The 18,264-nt window shown below is 36.9% G+C and carries 30 protein-coding genes and 4 pseudogenes; 14 read left to right on the top strand and 20 right to left on the bottom strand.

What is annotated here, in order from left to right:
* Together PVV68_RS07745 and PVV68_RS07740 are read right to left on the bottom strand one after the other, a co-directional pair.
* A partial coding sequence (locus tag PVV68_RS07745; RefSeq protein ID WP_273782854.1) for a phage terminase large subunit family protein occupies window positions 1-733 on the bottom strand: 733 nt, incomplete at its 3' end.
* Entirely contained in the window at window positions 723-1,292 is a 570-nt protein-coding gene (locus tag PVV68_RS07740; RefSeq protein ID WP_273721097.1) for a hypothetical protein, read from the bottom strand. The genes PVV68_RS07745 and PVV68_RS07740, both read right to left, overlap by 11 nt.
* Before the next feature lie 89 nt (window positions 1,293-1,381).
* Here PVV68_RS07740 and PVV68_RS07735 point away from each other — a divergent pair.
* The 3 genes and pseudogenes from PVV68_RS07735 (at window position 1,382) to PVV68_RS07725 (ending at window position 2,285) form a co-directional block, all read left to right on the top strand.
* Window positions 1,382-1,647: pseudogene (locus PVV68_RS07735) on the top strand (BrnT family toxin).
* Window positions 1,625-1,930 (top strand): BrnA antitoxin family protein, encoded by a 306-nt coding sequence (locus tag PVV68_RS07730; protein ID WP_273721096.1) that lies wholly within the window; start codon window positions 1,625-1,627, stop codon window positions 1,928-1,930. Before PVV68_RS07735 ends, PVV68_RS07730 begins: the two are co-directional and overlap by 23 nt.
* 91 nt (window positions 1,931-2,021) lie before the next feature.
* Window positions 2,022-2,285, top strand: a complete 264-nt coding sequence (locus PVV68_RS07725) for a type II toxin-antitoxin system RelB/DinJ family antitoxin (protein ID WP_273721095.1) — start codon at window positions 2,022-2,024, stop codon at window positions 2,283-2,285.
* Between the two features lie 50 nt (window positions 2,286-2,335).
* Here the strand turns inward: PVV68_RS07725 and PVV68_RS07720 are convergent, their stop codons facing one another.
* The 4 genes from PVV68_RS07720 to PVV68_RS07705 form a co-directional block, all read right to left on the bottom strand.
* Complete coding sequence (locus PVV68_RS07720; RefSeq protein WP_273721094.1) at window positions 2,336-2,614, bottom strand: hypothetical protein; 279 nt, start codon at window positions 2,612-2,614, stop codon at window positions 2,336-2,338.
* Window positions 2,611-3,345, bottom strand: a complete 735-nt coding sequence (locus PVV68_RS07715; protein WP_273721093.1) for an antA/AntB antirepressor family protein — start codon at window positions 3,343-3,345, stop codon at window positions 2,611-2,613. The genes PVV68_RS07720 and PVV68_RS07715 overlap by 4 nt, the downstream gene beginning before the upstream one ends.
* Window positions 3,346-3,943: 598 nt before the next feature.
* Window positions 3,944-4,525, bottom strand: a complete 582-nt coding sequence (locus PVV68_RS07710) for a hypothetical protein (protein ID WP_273721092.1) — start codon at window positions 4,523-4,525, stop codon at window positions 3,944-3,946.
* A complete protein-coding gene (locus PVV68_RS07705; protein WP_273721091.1) occupies window positions 4,522-4,848 on the bottom strand; it encodes a hypothetical protein in 327 nt (108 codons plus the stop codon). Before PVV68_RS07705 ends, PVV68_RS07710 begins: the two co-directional genes overlap by 4 nt.
* Window positions 4,849-5,200: 352 nt before the next feature.
* On the opposite strand from PVV68_RS07705, the gene PVV68_RS07700 reads away from it, so the two are divergent.
* Entirely contained in the window at window positions 5,201-5,383 is a 183-nt protein-coding gene (locus PVV68_RS07700; protein WP_038473319.1) for a type II toxin-antitoxin system HicA family toxin, read from the top strand.
* A 20-nt stretch (window positions 5,384-5,403) separates the two neighbouring features.
* Window positions 5,404-5,826 (top strand): type II toxin-antitoxin system HicB family antitoxin, encoded by a 423-nt coding sequence (locus tag PVV68_RS07695; RefSeq protein WP_144754996.1) that lies wholly within the window; start codon window positions 5,404-5,406, stop codon window positions 5,824-5,826.
* Window positions 5,827-5,992: 166 nt separating this feature from the next.
* Here PVV68_RS07695 and PVV68_RS07690 read toward each other — a convergent pair whose 3' ends face one another.
* From PVV68_RS07690 to ssb, 4 genes are all read right to left on the bottom strand, one after another.
* A complete protein-coding gene (locus PVV68_RS07690; protein ID WP_273721090.1) occupies window positions 5,993-6,388 on the bottom strand; it encodes a type II toxin-antitoxin system HicB family antitoxin in 396 nt (131 codons plus the stop codon).
* Window positions 6,385-6,585 (bottom strand): type II toxin-antitoxin system HicA family toxin, encoded by a 201-nt coding sequence (locus tag PVV68_RS07685; protein WP_005774031.1) that lies wholly within the window; start codon window positions 6,583-6,585, stop codon window positions 6,385-6,387. Before PVV68_RS07685 ends, PVV68_RS07690 begins: the two co-directional genes overlap by 4 nt.
* Window positions 6,586-6,649: 64 nt before the next feature.
* Entirely contained in the window at window positions 6,650-7,186 is a 537-nt protein-coding gene (locus PVV68_RS07680) for a hypothetical protein (RefSeq protein ID WP_273721089.1), read from the bottom strand.
* Window positions 7,187-7,196: 10 nt separating this feature from the next.
* Complete coding sequence (gene ssb / locus PVV68_RS07675) at window positions 7,197-7,640, bottom strand: single-stranded DNA-binding protein (protein WP_273721120.1); 444 nt, start codon at window positions 7,638-7,640, stop codon at window positions 7,197-7,199.
* A gap of 188 nt (window positions 7,641-7,828) precedes the next feature.
* Between ssb and PVV68_RS07670 the strand changes: the two genes are divergently transcribed.
* The 3 genes and pseudogenes from PVV68_RS07670 (at window position 7,829) to PVV68_RS07660 (ending at window position 9,038) form a co-directional block, all read left to right on the top strand.
* Window positions 7,829-8,110, top strand: coding sequence for a type II toxin-antitoxin system RelE/ParE family toxin (locus tag PVV68_RS07670; protein WP_273721088.1), 282 nt, complete (start codon window positions 7,829-7,831; stop codon window positions 8,108-8,110).
* Between the two features lie 15 nt (window positions 8,111-8,125).
* Entirely contained in the window at window positions 8,126-8,419 is a 294-nt protein-coding gene (locus PVV68_RS07665; protein WP_273721087.1) for a HigA family addiction module antitoxin, read from the top strand.
* 190 nt (window positions 8,420-8,609) lie between these two features.
* Window positions 8,610-9,038, top strand: a pseudogene (locus PVV68_RS07660) (type II toxin-antitoxin system HicB family antitoxin).
* Between the two features lie 43 nt (window positions 9,039-9,081).
* On the opposite strand, the gene PVV68_RS07655 reads toward PVV68_RS07660, so the two are convergent.
* The 8 genes and pseudogenes from PVV68_RS07655 to PVV68_RS07620 all read right to left on the bottom strand — a co-directional run bounded on the left by PVV68_RS07655 (window position 9,082) and on the right by PVV68_RS07620 (window position 13,671).
* Window positions 9,082-9,360, bottom strand: a complete 279-nt coding sequence (locus PVV68_RS07655; RefSeq protein ID WP_273721086.1) for a hypothetical protein — start codon at window positions 9,358-9,360, stop codon at window positions 9,082-9,084.
* A pseudogene (locus PVV68_RS07650) lies at window positions 9,357-10,087 on the bottom strand (antA/AntB antirepressor family protein). Before PVV68_RS07650 ends, PVV68_RS07655 begins: the two are co-directional and overlap by 4 nt.
* Window positions 10,088-10,358: 271 nt before the next feature.
* Complete coding sequence (locus tag PVV68_RS07645) at window positions 10,359-10,685, bottom strand: hypothetical protein (protein WP_273721085.1); 327 nt, start codon at window positions 10,683-10,685, stop codon at window positions 10,359-10,361.
* Between the two features lie 182 nt (window positions 10,686-10,867).
* Window positions 10,868-11,254 carry a hypothetical protein gene (locus tag PVV68_RS07640; RefSeq protein WP_273721084.1) on the bottom strand — a complete coding sequence of 129 codons (387 nt, stop codon included), beginning with the start codon at window positions 11,252-11,254 and terminating at the stop codon, window positions 10,868-10,870.
* A 135-nt stretch (window positions 11,255-11,389) separates the two neighbouring features.
* The gene (locus tag PVV68_RS07635) at window positions 11,390-11,710 is read right to left on the bottom strand and encodes a hypothetical protein (protein WP_273721083.1); all 321 of its coding nucleotides are present in this window, start codon (window positions 11,708-11,710) and stop codon (window positions 11,390-11,392) included.
* A 38-nt stretch (window positions 11,711-11,748) separates the two neighbouring features.
* Window positions 11,749-12,681: a DUF1376 domain-containing protein gene (locus PVV68_RS07630; RefSeq protein WP_273721082.1), complete on the bottom strand. Its 933-nt coding sequence runs from the start codon at window positions 12,679-12,681 to the stop codon at window positions 11,749-11,751.
* A complete protein-coding gene (locus tag PVV68_RS07625) occupies window positions 12,674-13,150 on the bottom strand; it encodes a crossover junction endodeoxyribonuclease RuvC (protein ID WP_273721081.1) in 477 nt (158 codons plus the stop codon). Before PVV68_RS07625 ends, PVV68_RS07630 begins: the two co-directional genes overlap by 8 nt.
* A gap of 77 nt (window positions 13,151-13,227) precedes the next feature.
* Entirely contained in the window at window positions 13,228-13,671 is a 444-nt protein-coding gene (locus PVV68_RS07620; protein ID WP_273721080.1) for a hypothetical protein, read from the bottom strand.
* A gap of 39 nt (window positions 13,672-13,710) precedes the next feature.
* On the opposite strand from PVV68_RS07620, the gene PVV68_RS07615 reads away from it, so the two are divergent.
* Entirely contained in the window at window positions 13,711-14,601 is an 891-nt protein-coding gene (locus PVV68_RS07615; protein WP_273721079.1) for a hypothetical protein, read from the top strand.
* A gap of 8 nt (window positions 14,602-14,609) precedes the next feature.
* Here the strand turns inward: PVV68_RS07615 and PVV68_RS07610 are convergent, their stop codons facing one another.
* Both PVV68_RS07610 and PVV68_RS07605 read right to left on the bottom strand, forming a co-directional pair.
* On the bottom strand, window positions 14,610-15,062 hold the full coding sequence (locus PVV68_RS07610; RefSeq protein WP_275064945.1) for a hypothetical protein: 453 nt from the start codon (window positions 15,060-15,062) through the stop codon (window positions 14,610-14,612).
* A gap of 11 nt (window positions 15,063-15,073) precedes the next feature.
* Complete coding sequence (locus PVV68_RS07605) at window positions 15,074-15,298, bottom strand: hypothetical protein (protein WP_273782853.1); 225 nt, start codon at window positions 15,296-15,298, stop codon at window positions 15,074-15,076.
* Between the two features lie 110 nt (window positions 15,299-15,408).
* On the opposite strand from PVV68_RS07605, the gene PVV68_RS07600 reads away from it, so the two are divergent.
* The 5 genes and pseudogenes from PVV68_RS07600 to PVV68_RS07580 all read left to right on the top strand — a co-directional run.
* Window positions 15,409-16,026: a S24 family peptidase gene (locus PVV68_RS07600; protein WP_273721078.1), complete on the top strand. Its 618-nt coding sequence runs from the start codon at window positions 15,409-15,411 to the stop codon at window positions 16,024-16,026.
* A gap of 210 nt (window positions 16,027-16,236) precedes the next feature.
* Window positions 16,237-16,608, top strand: coding sequence for a hypothetical protein (locus tag PVV68_RS07595; protein WP_273721077.1), 372 nt, complete (start codon window positions 16,237-16,239; stop codon window positions 16,606-16,608).
* A 66-nt stretch (window positions 16,609-16,674) separates the two neighbouring features.
* The gene (locus PVV68_RS07590; RefSeq protein WP_273721076.1) at window positions 16,675-17,109 is read left to right on the top strand and encodes an antA/AntB antirepressor family protein; all 435 of its coding nucleotides are present in this window, start codon (window positions 16,675-16,677) and stop codon (window positions 17,107-17,109) included.
* Window positions 17,102-17,835: pseudogene (locus PVV68_RS07585) on the top strand (Rha family transcriptional regulator). The gene PVV68_RS07590 and the pseudogene PVV68_RS07585 overlap by 8 nt, the downstream one beginning before the upstream one ends.
* 12 nt (window positions 17,836-17,847) lie before the next feature.
* Window positions 17,848-18,264, top strand: a 417-nt coding sequence (locus PVV68_RS07580) for a hypothetical protein (protein WP_273782852.1), incomplete at its 3' end; no start/stop codon positions are given.

Here is an 18,264-nt window from a genome sequence, read left to right as displayed (position 1 = left end):
ACGCATCACAAGGGACATTGTAATATCGCTGGTCTCCTAGCACAAAATCCTTGGCGATACGGCTTGTGTCACGGTGTGTTGGTGTAGACAATTTAAAAATCTTTCTCTGCACAAAGGTTGAGGTACGCTTTTCGGCAATCATCACCGGATCACCTTCGTTATCCACACTGAGAGGATAGGCATCCACCTCATCTAAAATCAGATAACGAATAGGCATGGAACGCAAACCAGCTGCACTGTTTGCTCCTGTAAGCATCAATGCACCACCATCAAACTCTTTCGAAAACATGGTATTACCACTGTCGCGTGCCCGCGCTGGGGCAATGCGTTCACTTAAAGCAGGGCTAGCTGAAATCATCGGATCAAGACGAGACTTTGACAGTTTCTTCGCTGTCTCAACTGTCGGCATCACATAAAGGGCAGGTCCTGGACTATGATGAATGGCATAACCACAAAAGTTCAATGCTGCTTCCGACATTCCAATCTGAGCCCCCTTCATCACAACCGTTGTTTCAGTCGGATAATAAACAGAAAGATTATCCATGATCTCTCGTAAATAGGGGGTACGTATAGTCCTCCATAACCCAGGCTCAGCACTCGTAACTGTGCTCAAATAACGATTTTTATCAGCCCACTGGGAAACAGTATAAGGCGGGTCAGGACGGCGTCCTTCATTCGCATAGCAAAAAAAGAGCCCAGCACCAGAGGACGAGGGCGAAGCATCACTTATCATGTTCTGGATTCTCTTCTAAAATGTTGGGATCGTGAAAAGAAACAGGGACGACATTTTCCACTAAAGCTTTGCGCATATGATGATCGATAGCTCCAATAAGGCTCGCAGCATCACATCCCACTTGCGCCGCAATTTCAGTACCAAAGCGATAGGCAAAATTGAGCATTGTATCTCGATGCGCTTTTCCAAAGTTCCATGCTTCTTTTCTCACTTCTTCACGATCAACAGTTGTTTCGCGTAACTTTTCCAGAGCAATCTTTTCGCTTTCAAGCGCAACTTGCATTCGCTCCAGTTTTATCTTGTATTCATTGGCTCCATCTGTGGAGGCTTGTTTAATCTTTGTCCGCACCTTTCCATCAGGCGCTAAAAATGGGATAGGGCGCTTTGTTGGATTCTCATTCCAGATGGCTGTAGCAAGCGCTTCATTGACAGAACCATCTTCAAAAAGAGCTGCATCAAATTTACCTGTCTTTATCCGAGAAACCACCGCATTATGTGAAACACCCATCTTTTTGGCAAACGCACGAACCGATAGACCCTTACGATGCTTCTTATTCATTGAGCAGTCGCTCCATTTTGAATGATTTATGCGAATTATTGTACACTTTAATTATTAACACGATTTTATTTTTCGTGTACATAAAATATATGAAGATCGTGTGGGATGAACCAAAAAGAGCTGTAAACATTGTTAAACATAAGCTTGATTTTGCTGATGTTATTTACTTTGATTGGGAGCATGCTCTTATTGATGCAACCCATTCAACCGCATGAAGGCTATTGGACGTTTTGCTAATGGTACGACAGTTGTTGTTTTTGCGAAGCTTGGCACTGAAGCGATATCCATTATTAGTTTCCGTCAAGCTAATAAAAAAGAAAGAGAGGTTTTCAATGACTATCAACAAAACCTTTGAAAGAGACTGTGGCTATACAAAAGAAGATTATGAAGCTGTAGATTCTCCACCATTGACAGATGAAGAACTTGCACGCTTAAAGCCGGCAAAAGATGTTTTACCAGCCTCCTTTTTTAAGTATGTAACAGAAGAGCGCCGTAAACGTGGGCGTCCCCCCGTTGAATCTCCTAAACAAGCGGTTACTTTACGTCTTGACCCAAACGTTATTGCCTCTTTTAAAAAACAAGGAAAAGATTGGCGCACACGTATGAGTGAAGTGTTAAAAAAAGCAAGTGGATGTTAAGCCGACCTCTCCATTCTAAAAAGTGCTTTACAGTTGAAATTAAATTCCAATTGTACTACATTGAAATACAATTAAGAGAGGAGAAATCGTTATGGCTACCAGTCGCATGGTTCAAGCACGCGTACCAGAAGAGATTCAAAATGTTGCTAGTCAAGTTATTCAAGCCTCTGGTTTGTCAGTAAGTGATGTCGTGAGAGTTTTGATGACACGTATTGCACAAGATAAAGCTATTCCTTCTTTCTTATTTCAACCCAATGCAGAAACCATAGCGGCTTTTGCCGAACTTGATGAAGGCAATTTAAAAAAGTTTCATTCCGTAGACGAATTATTTGATGATCTCTATGCGGGCGATTGAGTATACTACCACCTCCCCATTTTGAGAACGAGGAGGGGGCATATTTTACCTTAAGCAACCTTTTTAATGGGGTTGTCTAAATTTGGTTCATAAGCACGCAACAAAGAATCCATGCTATGCGGTAACTCTGAAGAACCAAAATCTGTAAGAACTGCTAGAATCTTAACAATATTTGGAACGTCATTTTGGAGTTTTAAAACTAAAACCTTTTCTACCAGACTCATGATGTCAACCAGAGCTGTACACTCTTTTTCGTTAATATTTTCATCATTAGAAAACTGAAACAATGCTATCCATAAATCGCATAAAAAGTTAGTATCGATCTTCATTGTACACCTCCATGAATTTGTTCTCTCAAACATGCCAATCCTCTTGAGGTGATTTTTGTTGAAGGCAGTACCTTTTCTGTCCCATCCGGTCTTTGAATGGTAATCGCAGGGCAATCCATAAAGCCTTTCTTGATTTTATCTTGATAGGGTAACAGCGGCGCCTCTGGAGCCCGTCGATAGACCCAATCATGTTTCCGCAAATAATCGGTTAAATCCTTTGGTCGTACCTCTAACATCTTTGCTGCTTCAATAAGACCGAACAAACCATCAGAACGCTTTAAGCCTTCTAAAGCTTCTGCTTTTGGAGTTAATTCAGCAATCACATGATCTTTTTGCTCGATTTGACTTTGTAGATGATTCAAGACGCCCAGTAATGCTTCGGGTTTGGAATAATCAACTTGTGGTGTTGCTACTTTTTTCAAGAGCCGTTCACATTTGATAAAGTATTGACGTGCTTCATATCCTTTATCATTACGCTCGATCATGGAAAGGTGTTTAGCCATATCTAAGGTGAGGTAGTATTCTATGCTTGGGCGCCCACCTTTTTCTAAATTTTTAGAAAAACCTATAAAGTCTATATTTTCTCGAAAGTTACATTCTTTAATACGATTTTTAATCCAGTCTGCAAACTTTGATGTAATTTCTAAAAACGCGTGTAAATCACGCGCATTAACTGTTTGAACAGTCTCTTGATCAATGATTTGTTCTTTAATTTCTATAAGAGTGTTCATGATGAACTCCTATGCAGTTAGACGTTTGTTAATGACACTCTAAAAAAGAGTGCCGGGCGCTAACAAACACGGTGCATAGTCCGTCGTTACGCTTTTCCCATAAGGGTATTGTATAGCGTAACTACACCCGACAAGAATCATTATATGCGTGTAACACACAATGAGTCAAAGCCTTTAATGTGCGGAGAAGAGATTGTGTCGGCAATCTACCCGCTATGCATTTAAGGTGTTTGTTAGGCACCTGATTCGACAATGGACATATTGTTGTCATATTGTCAAGTGGTGACTTTATATTTTTTAAAATAATTATAGATTGTATAGTGTGTATATGAGTACACATTAATTTTTGTTATTTATCAATATGTTATGTGTACAATGTACAGTCGATTTAAAAATTCTGTCGCTAGCGATAGTTCGCGCTCGTCCGCCCCGCAACGAAGCCAACCCGCTGGGAAGTACCTTTTGCATTGATTTTATTGATTTTTTTATGGAAAAAACAAAGTGCAAGTGATAATTTGTTTTTAAAATTGCAATAAGAATATGTAATACTTAAACTTATGAAGATATGTAATATAGAGATAAAGCTTGAAAACATGATCTAGCCTCTTTTATTGGCAGCGTATTCTTGACGAGCAAGTTGTCTCTGTATGTTTTTGGTTAGTCTTTCATTGGCATATTGTGCAATAGCATTTGCAATTTCTGGCTTGGACATCACTTTAGCAATTGATGGTCCTTCTTGTTTTGCAATGGGGAATTTATCGCTGTCCACTCTTTGAAAAACATGACCGTTCATTTTTTTTAATTCAACACGCTTTGGAAAATTCCCCCCCTTGATAAAACCATGGGTCAAGATTTCTTTCTTTCCAAACAGTGTGTAAGTCACACCGCGTTTTGTTTCTTTTGCCTTAAAAAATTTAAGAGGTATCGGTGTTCCAGAACCAATGATATCTGTCTCGAGAAACTTTGCTGTCGCCTTTTCTTTAATATAAACGCCTTTTTTAACACGCTTTGGTTGGGCTGATGAGAGGTCGGCAACTTGCTTCTCCGTAAAGCGCTCGACTTGCTTTGCTGAAGTATTTATAGCATTCCGTAAAGCCCAATTAAGGCGTGGTGCTTGAAGATCGGTAAAGGTATCTTTTACCTGTTGAAGATACCATTTTTGATGGATAATTAATTTCAATTTTTAAGCTTTTTAGCAGGAGGTGTTGATGGCTTGGAAACTTTAGGTGTTTTTGTCTGTTGAAGTGAAGTTTCTTCTGCACTTAGTTCAGAAGATGTTTGTACAACTTCTTTTTCGGTTGGCTTAGTCTGTTCAATTACCTTTTCAGATTTTATTGTGGTTCTACTTTCAACAAAGGGTTTTACGGCGTTTGCTCGTTTAAGTCGGGCATAGACTTGATTGGAAATCTCTACAAATGGATTACTTGAAGTTGATGGTTCAAAACGAATAGTGCTTTTGTTATCGCCAACAACACACATTGGTTTGGTGATGATTGCTTTCATCTTGACTCCTTTTGAGGCAATTAATTAATGACATCATTGGTAAATTAATGGCTTTTGATGTGTGCAAAATAGATAAGCCAATTTTATCAATAAAAACAGTATGTTAAACCATTTTTAAAGCTTAATATTTTATCAAATTTTAGGGGATATTTTTGAATTTTAGATACAATACGACTAGTGCCGTACTGCCACTAAATACGATTTTTTACGTATTGTCAACAGAAAAATCTAAATATTGTATATTTTTTCATTTTTTTGATCAAAACTTAGTATTTTAAAAGCCAATCTTTAATTTTATACAAATAACAATATTTATGTTGTATTTAAACATTTTAGATGTTATATTATATTTATGAACAGTCAAGAATTAAAAAGATATCTTACAAAACATGGTTGCAGTTTTACCTCAGGGAAAGGTGGCCATTTGCTTGTAAAACGTGGTTCTAAAAAATCCGTTTTACCTATGCATGGTACGCGGAAAGAATTAGGAACGGGATTAGTTCAAAAGATTCTTAAAGATCTTGACCTAAGATAAGATTGAATATGGAGATGTAAATGAAATATGCACTTAAATTTATCAAAGATGACAATGATACTCTTCTTGTTGTTTCCAAAGACTTTCAAGAATTTATTACCTATGGTAACGACGAAAAAGAGGCTTTGGAACACGCAAAAAATGCCCTTTTAACAGTTATTATGGGGCGTTTCCAAGATCGAGAAGTTGTTCCTTTTGGTGCTCGTGATACTGCCTATCCTTTTGTTGAAGTATCTTCATTGGTCACTTTAAAAATTGCAATACATAACGCTATGGTTGAAAAGAATTTACGCAAAGCAGATCTTACGCGGCTTTTAAAACTCAATCCAATACAAATTGACCGATTGTTGGATTTAAACCACGCAACAAAATTAGACTCTTTAGAATCCACTCTTATTACTCTTGGAAAAGAGGTTACTATTAGTATCCAAGATGCCGCTTAAAACTTATTTATTTATAAATTACTAGACAATTATCATAGGAGGAAAGAGAAGTGACAGGTGCAGAAATATTAGATGCCGTGTATATGATATCAATGATAGTCATATCCCTCTTAACTATAGCAATTTGTTTACCTGCTGCTTTTTGATTTTCATTAATATATTATAGCTAGATATTAAGCTCATGGCGGGCTGCTGTTGCCAAAAAAGCAGATCTTGTTAAGCCTCTTTCTTGTGCACAATTATCAATTGCACGTAAAAGCCCTCGTTCAATTGATATATTTGTACGTACAACTTCTGCATCATTTTCAATAAAAGGAACTTGTATTAAAAAAGCTCCTTCTGATAAAGCTTTTTTAATAGCTTTTTGTTGTATCACTTCTTCAAATTTTAAAGGAACAGGCACTGTGTCCATATCTTCACAATAAAGTTGTAAGGCTTCGGTTGCATTTATGATAAGATTTTCTTCTTCATCAGCAGCAGAGAATAGACCTTCAAAATCAGGAAACTGAACACCAAAAGCAGAATCTTCATCTTTATGAACAAGAGCAAAAAATCTTTTCATTCTTCTTCTCCTTTTTTTAACCAGCCTGCTTGTAATGCAATAGAACGCGCTGTACCGATTGGAAGATTTTTCTTAGGATGTGGAACAATAACAACCTTACCATCTTTTTTAAATTTATGGTGTGAACCTTTCACTTTCACAAGCTCAAAGCCATCGCGTTTTAATTTTGCAATTATCTTTCGGCTGTTTTGTTCCATTACCCAATCTCATAATGTGTATATATTTACACACTATACTTTTTCTTATTTTAAGTCAATGTTTTTAATAACCAAAATATTTTTGGAGAGTATTAAGAACGATACGTAATGAAGGTACAAGATATGCTAACTCTTGATTTTCTATAACAAGATATTGCAATGCAGCATAAAAATTGTGCTGTCTGTAAAGGTGTTGTGTTTCTTTTATTACCTCTTGCATATTCGAAAATTGTTTTGTTGCAAATTCAACCCATTTCTCTCTTGCTGCTTCATCAGAAGATGAGGGTATTTCATCATAAATTGCACTAGGCAATGTTTTTGCACATAAATAATCATTTCTTACTTCAAGATATTTTTGTGCTGCATCGTATTGATCTTGATTGAGATTTCCTTGTAAGTAAAGTCGTCCGATATAAGTACCGGCAAGCGGGTTTTTTGCTTCTTGTAAGGTCAAACAGAAGCGTTTGGCACGCATTTCTATTGCCAATTTATCGATAGGATCATGGGGCATTTTTGTCCGTGAGATACGACCATTGGGTTCTCTGATACAGCCTTCGATGCGTGGGCGACCACGTTTTGCTCGTTTTTTTCTTTTTGTCATATTTTTTCAATCAGAATGGCATGCTGTCATTAAGAGATGCGCTATAATCTTGAGCACCAGAGGGGATAGCATAATTTTGAGAAGTCACGGGTGAGGGGGGAGATTGCTCTTTCTTTGCATCAAGTAGGTGCAATTCGCCTTTATATTGTGATAAGACAATCTCTGTTGTGAAGCGGTCAATACCGTTTTTATCTTGCCATTTACGGGTTTGTAATTTGCCTTCTACGTAAACTTTTGAGCCTTTGTGTAAATATTGAAGCGCAATTTTTGCCAAATGTGGATTAAAAACCACCACGGAATGCCATTCAGTTTTTTCTACTTTTTGGTGCGTGTTTTTATCTGTATAGCTCTCAGAAGTAGCTATACTAAAATTGACTATTTCGGCACCAGAATTCATTGTTTTGCTTTCGGGATCAGCCCCTAAATAGCCAATTAAGATCACTTTATTCAACATGTTTGTAAGTTCCATTTGATTTGCATTTTATACACATAAAATCTTATCATAAGATGCTATTTTTATCAATTATTTCAAAAGGATATTATTAATTATTAACATATAACTTTATATTTTAAGCGCTTTGTGATCAATAATCAATTGACAAAGTGCATTGTGTATCGTATCAAGTATCAAAAGGTAGATATATGGCAATTGTTAGTTTTAAGCATAAAGGGTTGAAGTTATTCTTCGAAAGAGGAATTGTTAAAGGAATACAACCTGTACATGCTAAAAAATTAGCAAATATTTTGGTGATTTTAGATACGATATCCGCTCCTGAACAAATGACTATTAAATCATATCGTCTCCACGAGCTTACAGGCGATTTAAAGGGTTATTGGTCTATGCGTGTCAATGCAAATTGGCGTGTTACTTTTCGTTTCATTGGAACAGACGTTGAACTGGTTGATTACCAAGACTATCATTGATTTTGAGGTGTTATTATGATGTACAATCCTCCACACCCTGGCGGCATTTTGAAAGAAGAATTGCTTGATGAATTGGGGTTAACAGTAACAGAGGCTGCAAATCATCTTGGTGTTGCACGTTTAACTCTATCGCGTGTTTTAAACTGTCATGCGGCAATTAGTATTAATCTTGCTTTACGCTTAGAAAAGGCTGGTTTAAATGATGCAGAATTTTGGCTTAAATTGCAACAAAAGCATGATCTATGGCAAGCGCGTCATAACAGCCCAATACCCCATATTTCACCTTTAGAGAAAGGTGAGCATCTTTGAGAAATGAAAAATGAGCTTGGATCCCTCTTGTTTAAAACATATCAAGCAATTTTCGGTTATAAAGTCTGGTGAATTAACTCCACTTTACGTGAAAATAATAAAAAAGCAGTTGGGGGTTTAAACCATCATTTCGAGCGTTTTAAGTCCTTCTTTTCAAAAAAAGTCGATCATGGTGAGGAGATTTAGAGATATGGAATATACTTATCAAGCAAAGTTTGAAACTGATCCAGATGGTGGTTTTGTTGTAACCTTTCCAGATGTACCAGAAGCAATAACAGCTGGAGAAAATAGAGCAGAGGCATTAGAGAATGCTGTTGAAGCGTTAGGATTGGCATTACGTAGCTATCCGATGCGTGGTTTGCCTCTCCCTATACCGCAGCAGTATAAAGGTCTTATAGAGGTAACAGTAGATGCGTGGAATGCTCTTAAGCTCGCAGTGGTAGAAGCTTTTAATGAAGCTCATATTACCAAAACAGAATTAGCCAATCGTTTGGGTAAGAAAGAAACTGAAGCAAGACGCATTCTTGATCTAAATTATCCAACGAAACTTTAAACACTAGAGCAGGCACTGACTGTTCTTGGTAAGCAAGTTGTGATTACAATCAAAAACACTGCTTGAAATATCTTCCCCACCTTAAAGATGGGGAAGGGCATATTTTACTTTAAGCAACCTTTTTAATGGGGTTATCTAAATCTGGCTCGTAAGCACGCAACAAAGAATCCATACGATGTGGTAGTTCTGAAGAACCAAAATCTGTAAGAACTGCTAGAATCTTAACAATATTTGGAACGTCATTTTGGAGTTTTAAAATTAAAACCTTTTCTACCAGACTCATGATGTCAACCAGAGCTGTACACTCTTTTTCGTTAATATTTTCATCATTAGAAAACTGAAACAATGCTATCCACAAATCGCATAAAGAGTTAGTATCTACCTTCATTGTACATCTCCATGGATTTGTTCTCTCAAACATGCTAAACCTCTTGAGGTGATTTTTGTTGAAGGGAGTACCTTTTCTGTCCCATCGGGTCTTTGAATGGTGATAGCAGGGCAATCCATAAAGCCTTTCTTGATTTTATCTTGATAGGGTAATAAAGGTGCCCCTGGAGCACGTCGATAGACCCAATCATGTTTACGCAAGTAATTCGTTAAATCCTTTGGTCGCACCTCCAACATCTTCGCTGCTTCAATAAGACCGAACAGCCCATCAAAACGTTTTAAGCCATCCAAAGCCTCTGCTTTTGGAGTTAGTTCTGCGATAACATGATCTTTCTGTTCGATTTGGCTTTGTAAGTGATTCAAGACACCAAGTAAGGCTTCGGGCTTGGAATAATCAATCTGTGGTGTTGCTACTTTTTTCAAAAGCCGTTCACATTTGATAAAGTATTGACGCGCTTCATGTCCTTTATCATTACGCTCGACCATGGAAAGGTGTTTAGCCATATCTAAGGTAATATGGTATTCTTTTACCTTTCCACCGCTTACTAAATTTTTAGTAAGCGTTATAAAGTTTATTTTTCCTGAAACTTACATTCTTTAATGCGATTTTTAATCCAGTCATTAAAGCGGGCTTTTATTTCTAAAAACGTATGCAAGTCACGAGCATTGACCGTTTGAATAGTCTCTTGATCAATTATTTGTTCCGTAATTTTTATAAGAGTGTTCATGATGAACTCCTTATCGTTAGATGTTTTTCATTGACACTCTAAAGAGAGTGCCGGGTGCTAACACGGCGATAAGTCCGTCGTTACATTTTCCCCGCAAGGGTATTGTATAGTGCAACCACACCCGACAAAATCACTATATGCTACAAAGCATATAGTGAGTCAAAGTTTTTAAATTCCGGCGGGAAGAGATTATTTCGGTAATCTATCCGCTATTGGTTTAAGGTGTTTCTTAGGCACCTGATTCGACAATGGACATATTGTTGCCATATTGTCAAGCAGCTTCTGATCGTTTTTTAATCTCTCTGTTAAGCTCATCTATCAACGCTTCATAATTCAATACGCTCTTAGGCAAATGACCACCATATATCCACGCCTTTACTTGTGCCTTGGTACAAAAATCCGCATTCTTAGGTATTTGGTAATACTGACCGCCATCAAATTTTTCACACTCTCTCCTGCCATCTTCATATTCGTAGAGGTTGTAAAAATACTCTGCTGCTTCATTTCCCCATGGTGCATATCCCACCGCTGTTGCCACAAACTTTTTTTGCATGGGCTGTTTACGGTTTATTAAGGATAAATGTTTTAAAATTGGCATGCTTTAATCCTAACTTTACCAATTGGTCTATTTGTCTCAAATTTGATCATACAGAGCGTTTTATGTTATGGATATGTGTTTTAATCATAAAAATCTAAAATCTCTCTGTAAGATGCCTTTTTATCGATTTAAACGCATGCCTAATTGTAAAATGATCAGTATTTTCACTAGCTTCCTGTTTTTTAGAAATCACTTTTGAACTCGCCTGTTATGAGTTCATGAAGAGCTTTGGCTCGTGAAAGCAGATCTTTCTCAAGCTCTTCGCAATACTCAGAAAAATCTGATGCTCTTGGAATAAACTTTTTAGACATACCTTCTACTTTGCCTTGCAAAATGCGTTTTAAAGCCTCTTTCAAAATCAATAAGGAAACACCTTTGAGTTCAGTTTGATAAGCTTGAGCAGATGTATCGCAATCTATATTTTTTCGCATTTGAAAACCACCACAAGAAAATAAGCGAAAGGTGTTAATGATATCATCATTGGAAGCTTTTACAGCAATAAGCCTGTGAAGCCATAGGCAAGCTTCAAGTTCATTTTCTTCATTTAGTTTTTGTTTTAAATTTTCCATATGATCTATTCTTTCAGGCAATTGCTTTGGATTGATTAAGATTTGTAAGTAAAACAACCTTTTCTCTTTTTGCTTTTTCGTGTGTATTCATGATAGCTTTGCGAATAGTTTTGGCTTTTGCCAAAAGGCCCAATTCTAAATTTTGCAATATGATGCAAGCTCCGAAGCGCTTGGTATGAATACTTTAGATATTTCATCTACTTCACCACGTGCAATCCGTTTGATGGATTCTTGTAGGGTTACAGATGAAACACTTTCAAGAGCCATACCGTAGAAAAGAGCAGAAAAATCATGGTCCATGTCTTTAGGGGTTTTCATTCCAGAAGAAAGCAAACGAAAAGCAAAAGAAATTTCATGAGCAGAAGCTTTTTTAGACACTAATTCCTCTAACTGTTGGCAAGCTTTCAGTGTATTCTGCTTCTCCTGCATGGTCATCTCATATCCAGGTTTCAGCATGATTAGAAATCCTTGGTTCACATGCTTTAAAGCTTGTGTTAAAAAACTCTATCTCCGAAATCTTTGATGCGTTCTGCAATGATTTCTCCATTGCTTTTTTGTCTTTGAGAGTAATTTCCATAGTTTCCACCTCGTTGATTGATTTCGTAATTTTTTGAATTTCTTACCCAGTTACGCCATGTTGCTTGCCAATCGGTTTTGGTTGCATTTGCTCCGGCTTTTGAACGCCAGTAATCTCGAAATTTTGCGATTTCGGCTTTGATACGCTCTGGTGGCAAGCCCTCTGCAAGTGCAAAATCGTAATCGGGCTCGAAATCATCAGGCAATCGACAACCTCGATTAGCTTTTGCTCGTTTTGCTTTTTTCGAAACGTTTTCTTGCTCGTGAAGGGGAGGTTGGTTTTCTGATGATGTTGCGTTTTGTTCTGATTGGCTTTGGAGGGTATCAACCTCTGTTGGCTCGTCAACCAAATCGATTGTTGCTAAACTTTCAGAACCAATTTCTTTTTTTGCTAAAACGATAGTTTTAGTTTTTTTATATATATTCTTATTCTGGTTCTTTATAGCTTGATTTTGCTTAGCGTTTGCTTCAGCAAAATTATTAACATGTTGTTTTATCGCATTTTTTGCTTGCGCACCTTTTTTACCAGCTTCACTACGAACTTGTGATATGTGGTCTTTTTTATCAGCAAAATCTTTTAGCTCTTCTTCAACGTGCGTATTCCACAACCCACCATCTGTCTCAATAAGTTTATCATTCTTCATGAGATATTCGACAATAGCTGCAAATTTTTTCTGCGAACAATAACAAATGCGTGCAAGCGTTTGAAAGTCTGTTTTAAGTGGTTCTTTTTTTTCATACATGCAAACGAGAAGGGTTATATAACCCCCCCGTTGTTCAGATGTCATTCCATTTGTACCACTTATCCAGTCATACAAATAAAATCTTACCCATGGCATTGCATTAGACATGCGCATCCCCTTCTTTCTTTAAATATAAAATTGCTAAAGCATCTGCTTCGTTGTCGTCTTTAGGCGTATGTCCTTTTGCACACACCGCCTTAATCATTTCTTCTTTTGAGGCGTTGCCTTTTCCTGTTGTTGCCTTCTTAATTGTGCCAACAGGAATGCCTTCATATGGTATCTGATGATGTTCACACCACGCCGTTAAGATTGATAACAAGTCACCGTAAATATGCGCTGCATCAGTACCCACATGCCGGCGCACCTCTTCAAAATACACCGCGTCAATTTCATCAACAGATCTCTTTAGTTCAGTAAGCCACCGTTTAAAGCGTAAATAACGCATACCACCGCCTTCAAAACGGCGTGATTGAAAATGCTCTGTATCGCTTGTTATGTGACCATCCGCACCACGTATCGCCCAGCCTGTCTTAGTCCCTAGATCAAGACATAAAATGGTTTGTGCGTTAGTGATCATAATCCCCCCCTTAAGGCTCTACGTATTTTTATGTGTGCTATGACAGAGCGCGTAGTTATAAGTTTTAAAAAATTGGATTAACTCAGATTCAGACACACACTGCATGCATCATCTATTAATTCGATTTCTTCTTTTCTTTTTTCGATGAGTTTATCCCTTAAGAAGTCAAGCTTACTTTTGACTAAGCACATAAACAAGATTAGCTTACTTAAGCGATAAAAAGATGATAACTCTTGAGAAAAATGATTATCAAACCAAGCAGTAAAAGCTTGCGTAAACACAGATGAAAACCATTGATTAAAATCATCGTACGATAATAACGGAAAATAATTTCTATCATCACGCGCAAAGATACTATGTAGCATACAAACAATAAAACCTGTTGATGGGGGCTTCATGCTTGTTTCAAGACATGCATCTTGAGGCGAACGGAGACCATAATATATGTCTTTCTGTCCAATCTTATTAACAAGATCAATCAACTGGACTTTGCTTATAGTGATCTGTGGGACATCTATCATTTCTGATCTTTCTTCTTTAAGATTGTGAAGGGTGCTGTTGTGACAGAGCGCGTTGTGATTGCTTGTCTTGAAAAAATGTTTATGAAAAAGTATCCTCCCAACGATTTTAAAAAAGTGGGGGGAGTTATGATGCAAGAATGGATAAAGATATTTCTTACAGGTTTTGTTTCATTTGCTGTGTCGCTTTCTGTAGCACTTATTTTAAGAAATAAAGACCGTAAAGAAGCAGCTAAAATCCGCAAAGATGATTTAGAAAAATCTGCAAAAAAACGAGAAGAAGATATAGAATGGATAAGCAAGCAATTTGCAGAAAGCCAAGAACAGACGATAGCCCTTAAAGAGCAAGCAATATCGACAAAAGATCTTGCTGAATGGTCAAAACAACATCTTGAAATTTTGTTACGTACTTCAAAAAAACACCTAGCATTTAATACGCTCTTGGATATACAAGGCTCAAAAAATGATCTCTTATATAGTAGATTGGTATTGAAGATTACAAATCTAACAAAAAGAGATATTGTAATAAGAAACATAAAGATATCAGAAAAGTGCTCTTTTAAATTTCTTGAAGATGCTTGTCCGTTTACTAACTGCCGATCTGATCTATCGAAAGATTCCGTCGTCATTATTAAGAGAACAACTCCCAAACGTATTTCTTTAGACCCTAAAGAGATAAAATCGAATGCTACTGTAGAACTTGCTTTAAATTTATTTCTTATACCTGCTAGTGAGTACATTGTTCTTTACTTTCGATTAAGCTTAAGCGCCTCTGAATACAATGGTCACGGTATTGTAAATTGTACTCTTGAATATACTTCACCCGACAATCCAGATGAATTAATCATTGCTCGTTTTTGGGCATCAGAACCACGTTTCAAAGCACCTGAAATTAATCCTAAAGATCCGCTTTTAAACTTGTGGTTTTTTTGATGCTAAAATTAAAAGCATTCTCCTGCAAAAATAAAATCGATCAATCTTGGTTCTTCTTTTTTGTTAATTAAGCAAATGATTTTATTATTTAATTTATCAATTAGTTCCATTTGTGAAGCCAACTTTAATCTTTGTTCATACAGTGTCTTATTTTTTTGCTTAATTAAAGTGGATAGTTTTTCAAGTACTACTTGCTGTTGTTCAATTGACTTATCTCGCTCTGCAAGAGTGGCTTCATGCCATCTCATCCAACTATCAAATTTTGACTTATGCCATTCTTCTCGTTTTTTAAGAATTGTTGTGTGAGTTTCGTGTCGTTTCACAAGATCTTCTACGCTACAGTCACGATATGGTACTTTTCTCCATTCTTCCACCAATCTATCTCCATTCTCAATTTTCGTATTACAACCTATTAATCTACAAAACTGGGTGTAGACTTTCTTCAATATCCCGTTTCTCATGATCTTTCTTCTTAAGAGTGTGAATGGTGCTGCTGGTGCTCGTTATTATCTATGGGATTGGCTGCATTAAACTTCTCCATTAGATGGCGCATATCTTTTTTAGATTTAGACACTTGGATAATTGTGTTCCAGTATTTTGGGGAAATACTATTGCGGTCGTGCATTTTACGCGCAGCTTCATAGCTACATCCAATTTCTTCTGCAAATTGGCGTATAGATTCCCAAGATTCAATCAAATTTTTGACATAAAAATTATTAACTATGAAACAAATAGTACATTACGTACAATTTCAAATCAAGATAAAATCGTACACAATGAATGAAAAAAATAGTGGATAATGTACGAATGACTTATTTGCCAAAAGATAGACTTAAAATAGCGCGTAAAAATGCTGGGTATGCAACACCAAGCGAAGCGGCACGCGCTATACCAGCTCTTAATCAAAATACTCTCATTAGTCACGAAAATGGAAATCGTCCTGTTTCGCGCCAAAAAGCCGAGCTCTATGGACAAGTATTTAACGTTGAACCGGGATGGATTTTATATGGTGAGTCTCCTCAAGAGAATCCTAGCCTCAATATAAGTATTCCTCTTATTTCATGGATTAGTGCAGGAGAGTTAAGTGAGCAAGATGGGATAATGGATTTTTCAGATTATCCTATGACAGAAGCTGTTAATCTTCCTGCTGGTGAATGGATTGCTTTGCGTGTGGATGGTGCATCTATGAATAAAATTAGCCCTCCAGATTCTATAATATTTGTAAATATGCGAGACAAAAAACTTGTACCTAACGCCTGCTATGTAATTGCAGATGAAACTGGACAAGCAACGTATAAACGATACAGACCTAATGATGATCCTCCTTTTCAACCTGCTTCATATGATAAAACAATAAAAGCTCCAAAACTTGAAGGCGCTATCTCTATAATAGGTCGCGTACGACGCACTATACTTGACATGTAAGTTCTACAGTTCTCTGTTTAAGTCATCAACTAGATATCATTATAGATCATAGCGGATTATTGATTCTTAAATTAGGCGATGATTCGTCATTTTTTTATTTTTTCTAAAAAAATAGTACATTATGTACTTGACTATTATTCGCACATAATGTACTAATATATCCATAAATTAACACAAACAATCGCCAAGAGGCGTTAGGGAGGGGAAATTATGGAAAAGCCAATTCTTATTAATTCCGATGAAATTTTATTAGTTGTCTATGATGATGAACACATTGCTCAGTCTGGACCACTTGATACAAGCCAAGTTCAAGAAATTATTGATGAGGCAGATGATGCAATACAAATCCTTCGTGTAAATCCTTCTGAGAATAGTTGTGAAGATATCTCTGAAGAGATCGCAGAAGCATATGTAGAAGAAAATATAGAGCGTCTCAATGAGGATAGTGAAGTTCATTACTTTATACGCGAAAGTGATGCCTACAATAGACTTTTAGACGATTTAGCACAGCAAAAATATGAAGATGAAGTCTACGGTACTTATGAAGAGCAGAACCGTTTGCGTCTTAGTGATGTCATCTAAACTCTAAAGGCGCATTTAAAAGCGCCCCCTTTAATCCATCAAACCCCTATCAATATGAGGTCCGTAATGGAAAAGCTTATTGCTATTCAAAGTACTACAATAAGACAACAAACTGTACAAACCGTTAGTGCTCGTGACTTGCATGCCTTTTTAGAGGTCAAAGCCGAGTTTAGAAAATGGATAGCAAATTGTATTAAAGAATTTGGTCTTCGAGAAGAGCTAGATTTTGTGACGTCTACCAAAAAATTACCTTCACGAGGTTGTTCTTCTAAAGATTATGCTCTCACTTTAGACACAGCAAAACACATTGCCATTTGTGAACCTGGTCTCAAAGGTAAACAAGTACGTGAATATTTTCTGAAATGCGAAAAAAAAGCAAATTCAAAAATCGATTATTCAAATCCTGAAACATTAGAAGATTTCTTAAGACATCTAAGACAGCAAATTAAGCACAATGACAATCACAATGTTGTCACAACGAACGGAGTGAAGCATGCGTAATTTTATTACAACATCTGAAAGCAATTTTCAAAACACAACAATTCCAACCATGTCTAGTCGTGAAATTGCAGAATTGTGTAGTAAACAACATAAACATGTTATGCGTGATATCAAGAAAATGCTTGAAGAGTTGCACTCTAAAAGTACTGAGCCCAAATTTGGGCTGAGTGAATTTGTAGGTTTTTACAAAGATTCAACAGGTCGTACTCTTCCTTGTTATAATCTCCCCAAACGTGAATGCCTCATTTTAGTTTCTGGTTACAGCATGACATTACGTGCTAGGATTATAGACCGTTGGCAAGAATTGGAAAAGCAAGCAGTAACACCACAAATCGACTACTCAAGCCCTCAAGTTATGCTTGGTGTTTTAACGTATCTCAAAAATGAAAATGAACAAAAAGATAACATTATTGCAAATTTAACACCAAAAGCCATGGCTCTTGACGTCATGATGGCCTTTTTGGTCTTACAGAAGCCGCGAAAATACTCGAGATGCAACCAAAACAATTCATTCAATTCTTACAGCAAAAAGGTTGGGTTTATAGACGTGCAGCAGGTGGAAATTTACTTCCTTATCAAGACAAAATCCAAAAGCAACTTATGGATTGTCCAACCATCACACTTCAAACCGCCAGTGGAATAGAAAAAGTCATTCCTTGCGCAAAAATTACCACAAAAGGCATTGGGCTGCTGTCTCAAGAGCTTAAAAGACAAAGCATGCATTAAGAGGCTGTCACTATGGAAAAGAAATACAAACTGACTGATGAAATAGATGAAATTTATTTGCGTAAGGTTTATCGCATTCGCGCATTACGAGACTTTAGAAATGTTAAAAAAGGTGACATAGGCGGCTTTGTAGAAAAAGAAGAAAACCTGAGTCATGAAGGAGACTGTTGGATTTGGTATAAAGCTAAAGTTAGTCATGATGCTAAGGTTTTTGGTAATGCACAGATATTTGAAAGAGCAATAATTACAGATAATGCGTGTGTTTACGACAATGCCAAGGTTTGTGGAGAGGCTAGTGTTGAATATAATGCGCAGATTTTTGACAATGCACTGGTTTACGACAAAGCTCGAGTTTTTGGTTTTGTTTATGGCAATGCCCGTGTTTATGGCAAGGCTGTTATATGTGATAACGCACGCATTTTTGGAGAT

The organism is Bartonella sp. ML69XJBT (genome assembly GCF_028618515.1).
Lineage (GTDB): Bacteria > Pseudomonadota > Alphaproteobacteria > Rhizobiales > Rhizobiaceae > Bartonella.
The sequence above is the reverse complement of the archived record's forward strand: the minus strand, read 5'-3'. Positions and strand labels throughout refer to the sequence as shown.

Coding starts and splice junctions, on each gene's coding strand:
- PVV68_RS07720 (WP_273721094.1), bottom strand. CDS start 2,614: ATGAAGATCGATACTAACTTTTTATGCGATTTATGGATAGCATTGTTT.
- PVV68_RS07715 (WP_273721093.1), bottom strand. CDS start 3,345: ATGAACACTCTTATAGAAATTAAAGAACAAATCATTGATCAAGAGACT.
- PVV68_RS07740 (WP_273721097.1), bottom strand. CDS start 1,292: ATGAATAAGAAGCATCGTAAGGGTCTATCGGTTCGTGCGTTTGCCAAA.
- PVV68_RS07665 (WP_273721087.1), top strand. CDS start 8,126: ATGATGTACAATCCTCCACACCCTGGCGGCATTTTGAAAGAAGAATTG.
- PVV68_RS07600 (WP_273721078.1), top strand. CDS start 15,409: ATGACTTATTTGCCAAAAGATAGACTTAAAATAGCGCGTAAAAATGCT.
- ssb (WP_273721120.1), bottom strand. CDS start 7,640: ATGTTGAATAAAGTGATCTTAATTGGCTATTTAGGGGCTGATCCCGAA.
- PVV68_RS07680 (WP_273721089.1), bottom strand. CDS start 7,186: ATGACAAAAAGAAAAAAACGAGCAAAACGTGGTCGCCCACGCATCGAA.
- PVV68_RS07595 (WP_273721077.1), top strand. CDS start 16,237: ATGGAAAAGCCAATTCTTATTAATTCCGATGAAATTTTATTAGTTGTC.
- PVV68_RS07695 (WP_144754996.1), top strand. CDS start 5,404: ATGAAATATGCACTTAAATTTATCAAAGATGACAATGATACTCTTCTT.
- PVV68_RS07725 (WP_273721095.1), top strand. CDS start 2,022: ATGGCTACCAGTCGCATGGTTCAAGCACGCGTACCAGAAGAGATTCAA.
- PVV68_RS07685 (WP_005774031.1), bottom strand. CDS start 6,585: ATGGAACAAAACAGCCGAAAGATAATTGCAAAATTAAAACGCGATGGC.
- PVV68_RS07630 (WP_273721082.1), bottom strand. CDS start 12,681: ATGTCTAATGCAATGCCATGGGTAAGATTTTATTTGTATGACTGGATA.
- PVV68_RS07620 (WP_273721080.1), bottom strand. CDS start 13,671: ATGATAGATGTCCCACAGATCACTATAAGCAAAGTCCAGTTGATTGAT.
- PVV68_RS07700 (WP_038473319.1), top strand. CDS start 5,201: ATGAACAGTCAAGAATTAAAAAGATATCTTACAAAACATGGTTGCAGT.
- PVV68_RS07730 (WP_273721096.1), top strand. CDS start 1,625: ATGACTATCAACAAAACCTTTGAAAGAGACTGTGGCTATACAAAAGAA.
- PVV68_RS07670 (WP_273721088.1), top strand. CDS start 7,829: ATGGCAATTGTTAGTTTTAAGCATAAAGGGTTGAAGTTATTCTTCGAA.
- PVV68_RS07640 (WP_273721084.1), bottom strand. CDS start 11,254: ATGGAAAATTTAAAACAAAAACTAAATGAAGAAAATGAACTTGAAGCT.
- PVV68_RS07590 (WP_273721076.1), top strand. CDS start 16,675: ATGGAAAAGCTTATTGCTATTCAAAGTACTACAATAAGACAACAAACT.
- PVV68_RS07655 (WP_273721086.1), bottom strand. CDS start 9,360: ATGAAGGTAGATACTAACTCTTTATGCGATTTGTGGATAGCATTGTTT.
- PVV68_RS07705 (WP_273721091.1), bottom strand. CDS start 4,848: ATGAAAGCAATCATCACCAAACCAATGTGTGTTGTTGGCGATAACAAA.
- PVV68_RS07690 (WP_273721090.1), bottom strand. CDS start 6,388: ATGAAAAGATTTTTTGCTCTTGTTCATAAAGATGAAGATTCTGCTTTT.
- PVV68_RS07635 (WP_273721083.1), bottom strand. CDS start 11,710: ATGCTGAAACCTGGATATGAGATGACCATGCAGGAGAAGCAGAATACA.
- PVV68_RS07610 (WP_275064945.1), bottom strand. CDS start 15,062: ATGAGAAACGGGATATTGAAGAAAGTCTACACCCAGTTTTGTAGATTA.
- PVV68_RS07645 (WP_273721085.1), bottom strand. CDS start 10,685: ATGCCAATTTTAAAACATTTATCCTTAATAAACCGTAAACAGCCCATG.
- PVV68_RS07625 (WP_273721081.1), bottom strand. CDS start 13,150: ATGATCACTAACGCACAAACCATTTTATGTCTTGATCTAGGGACTAAG.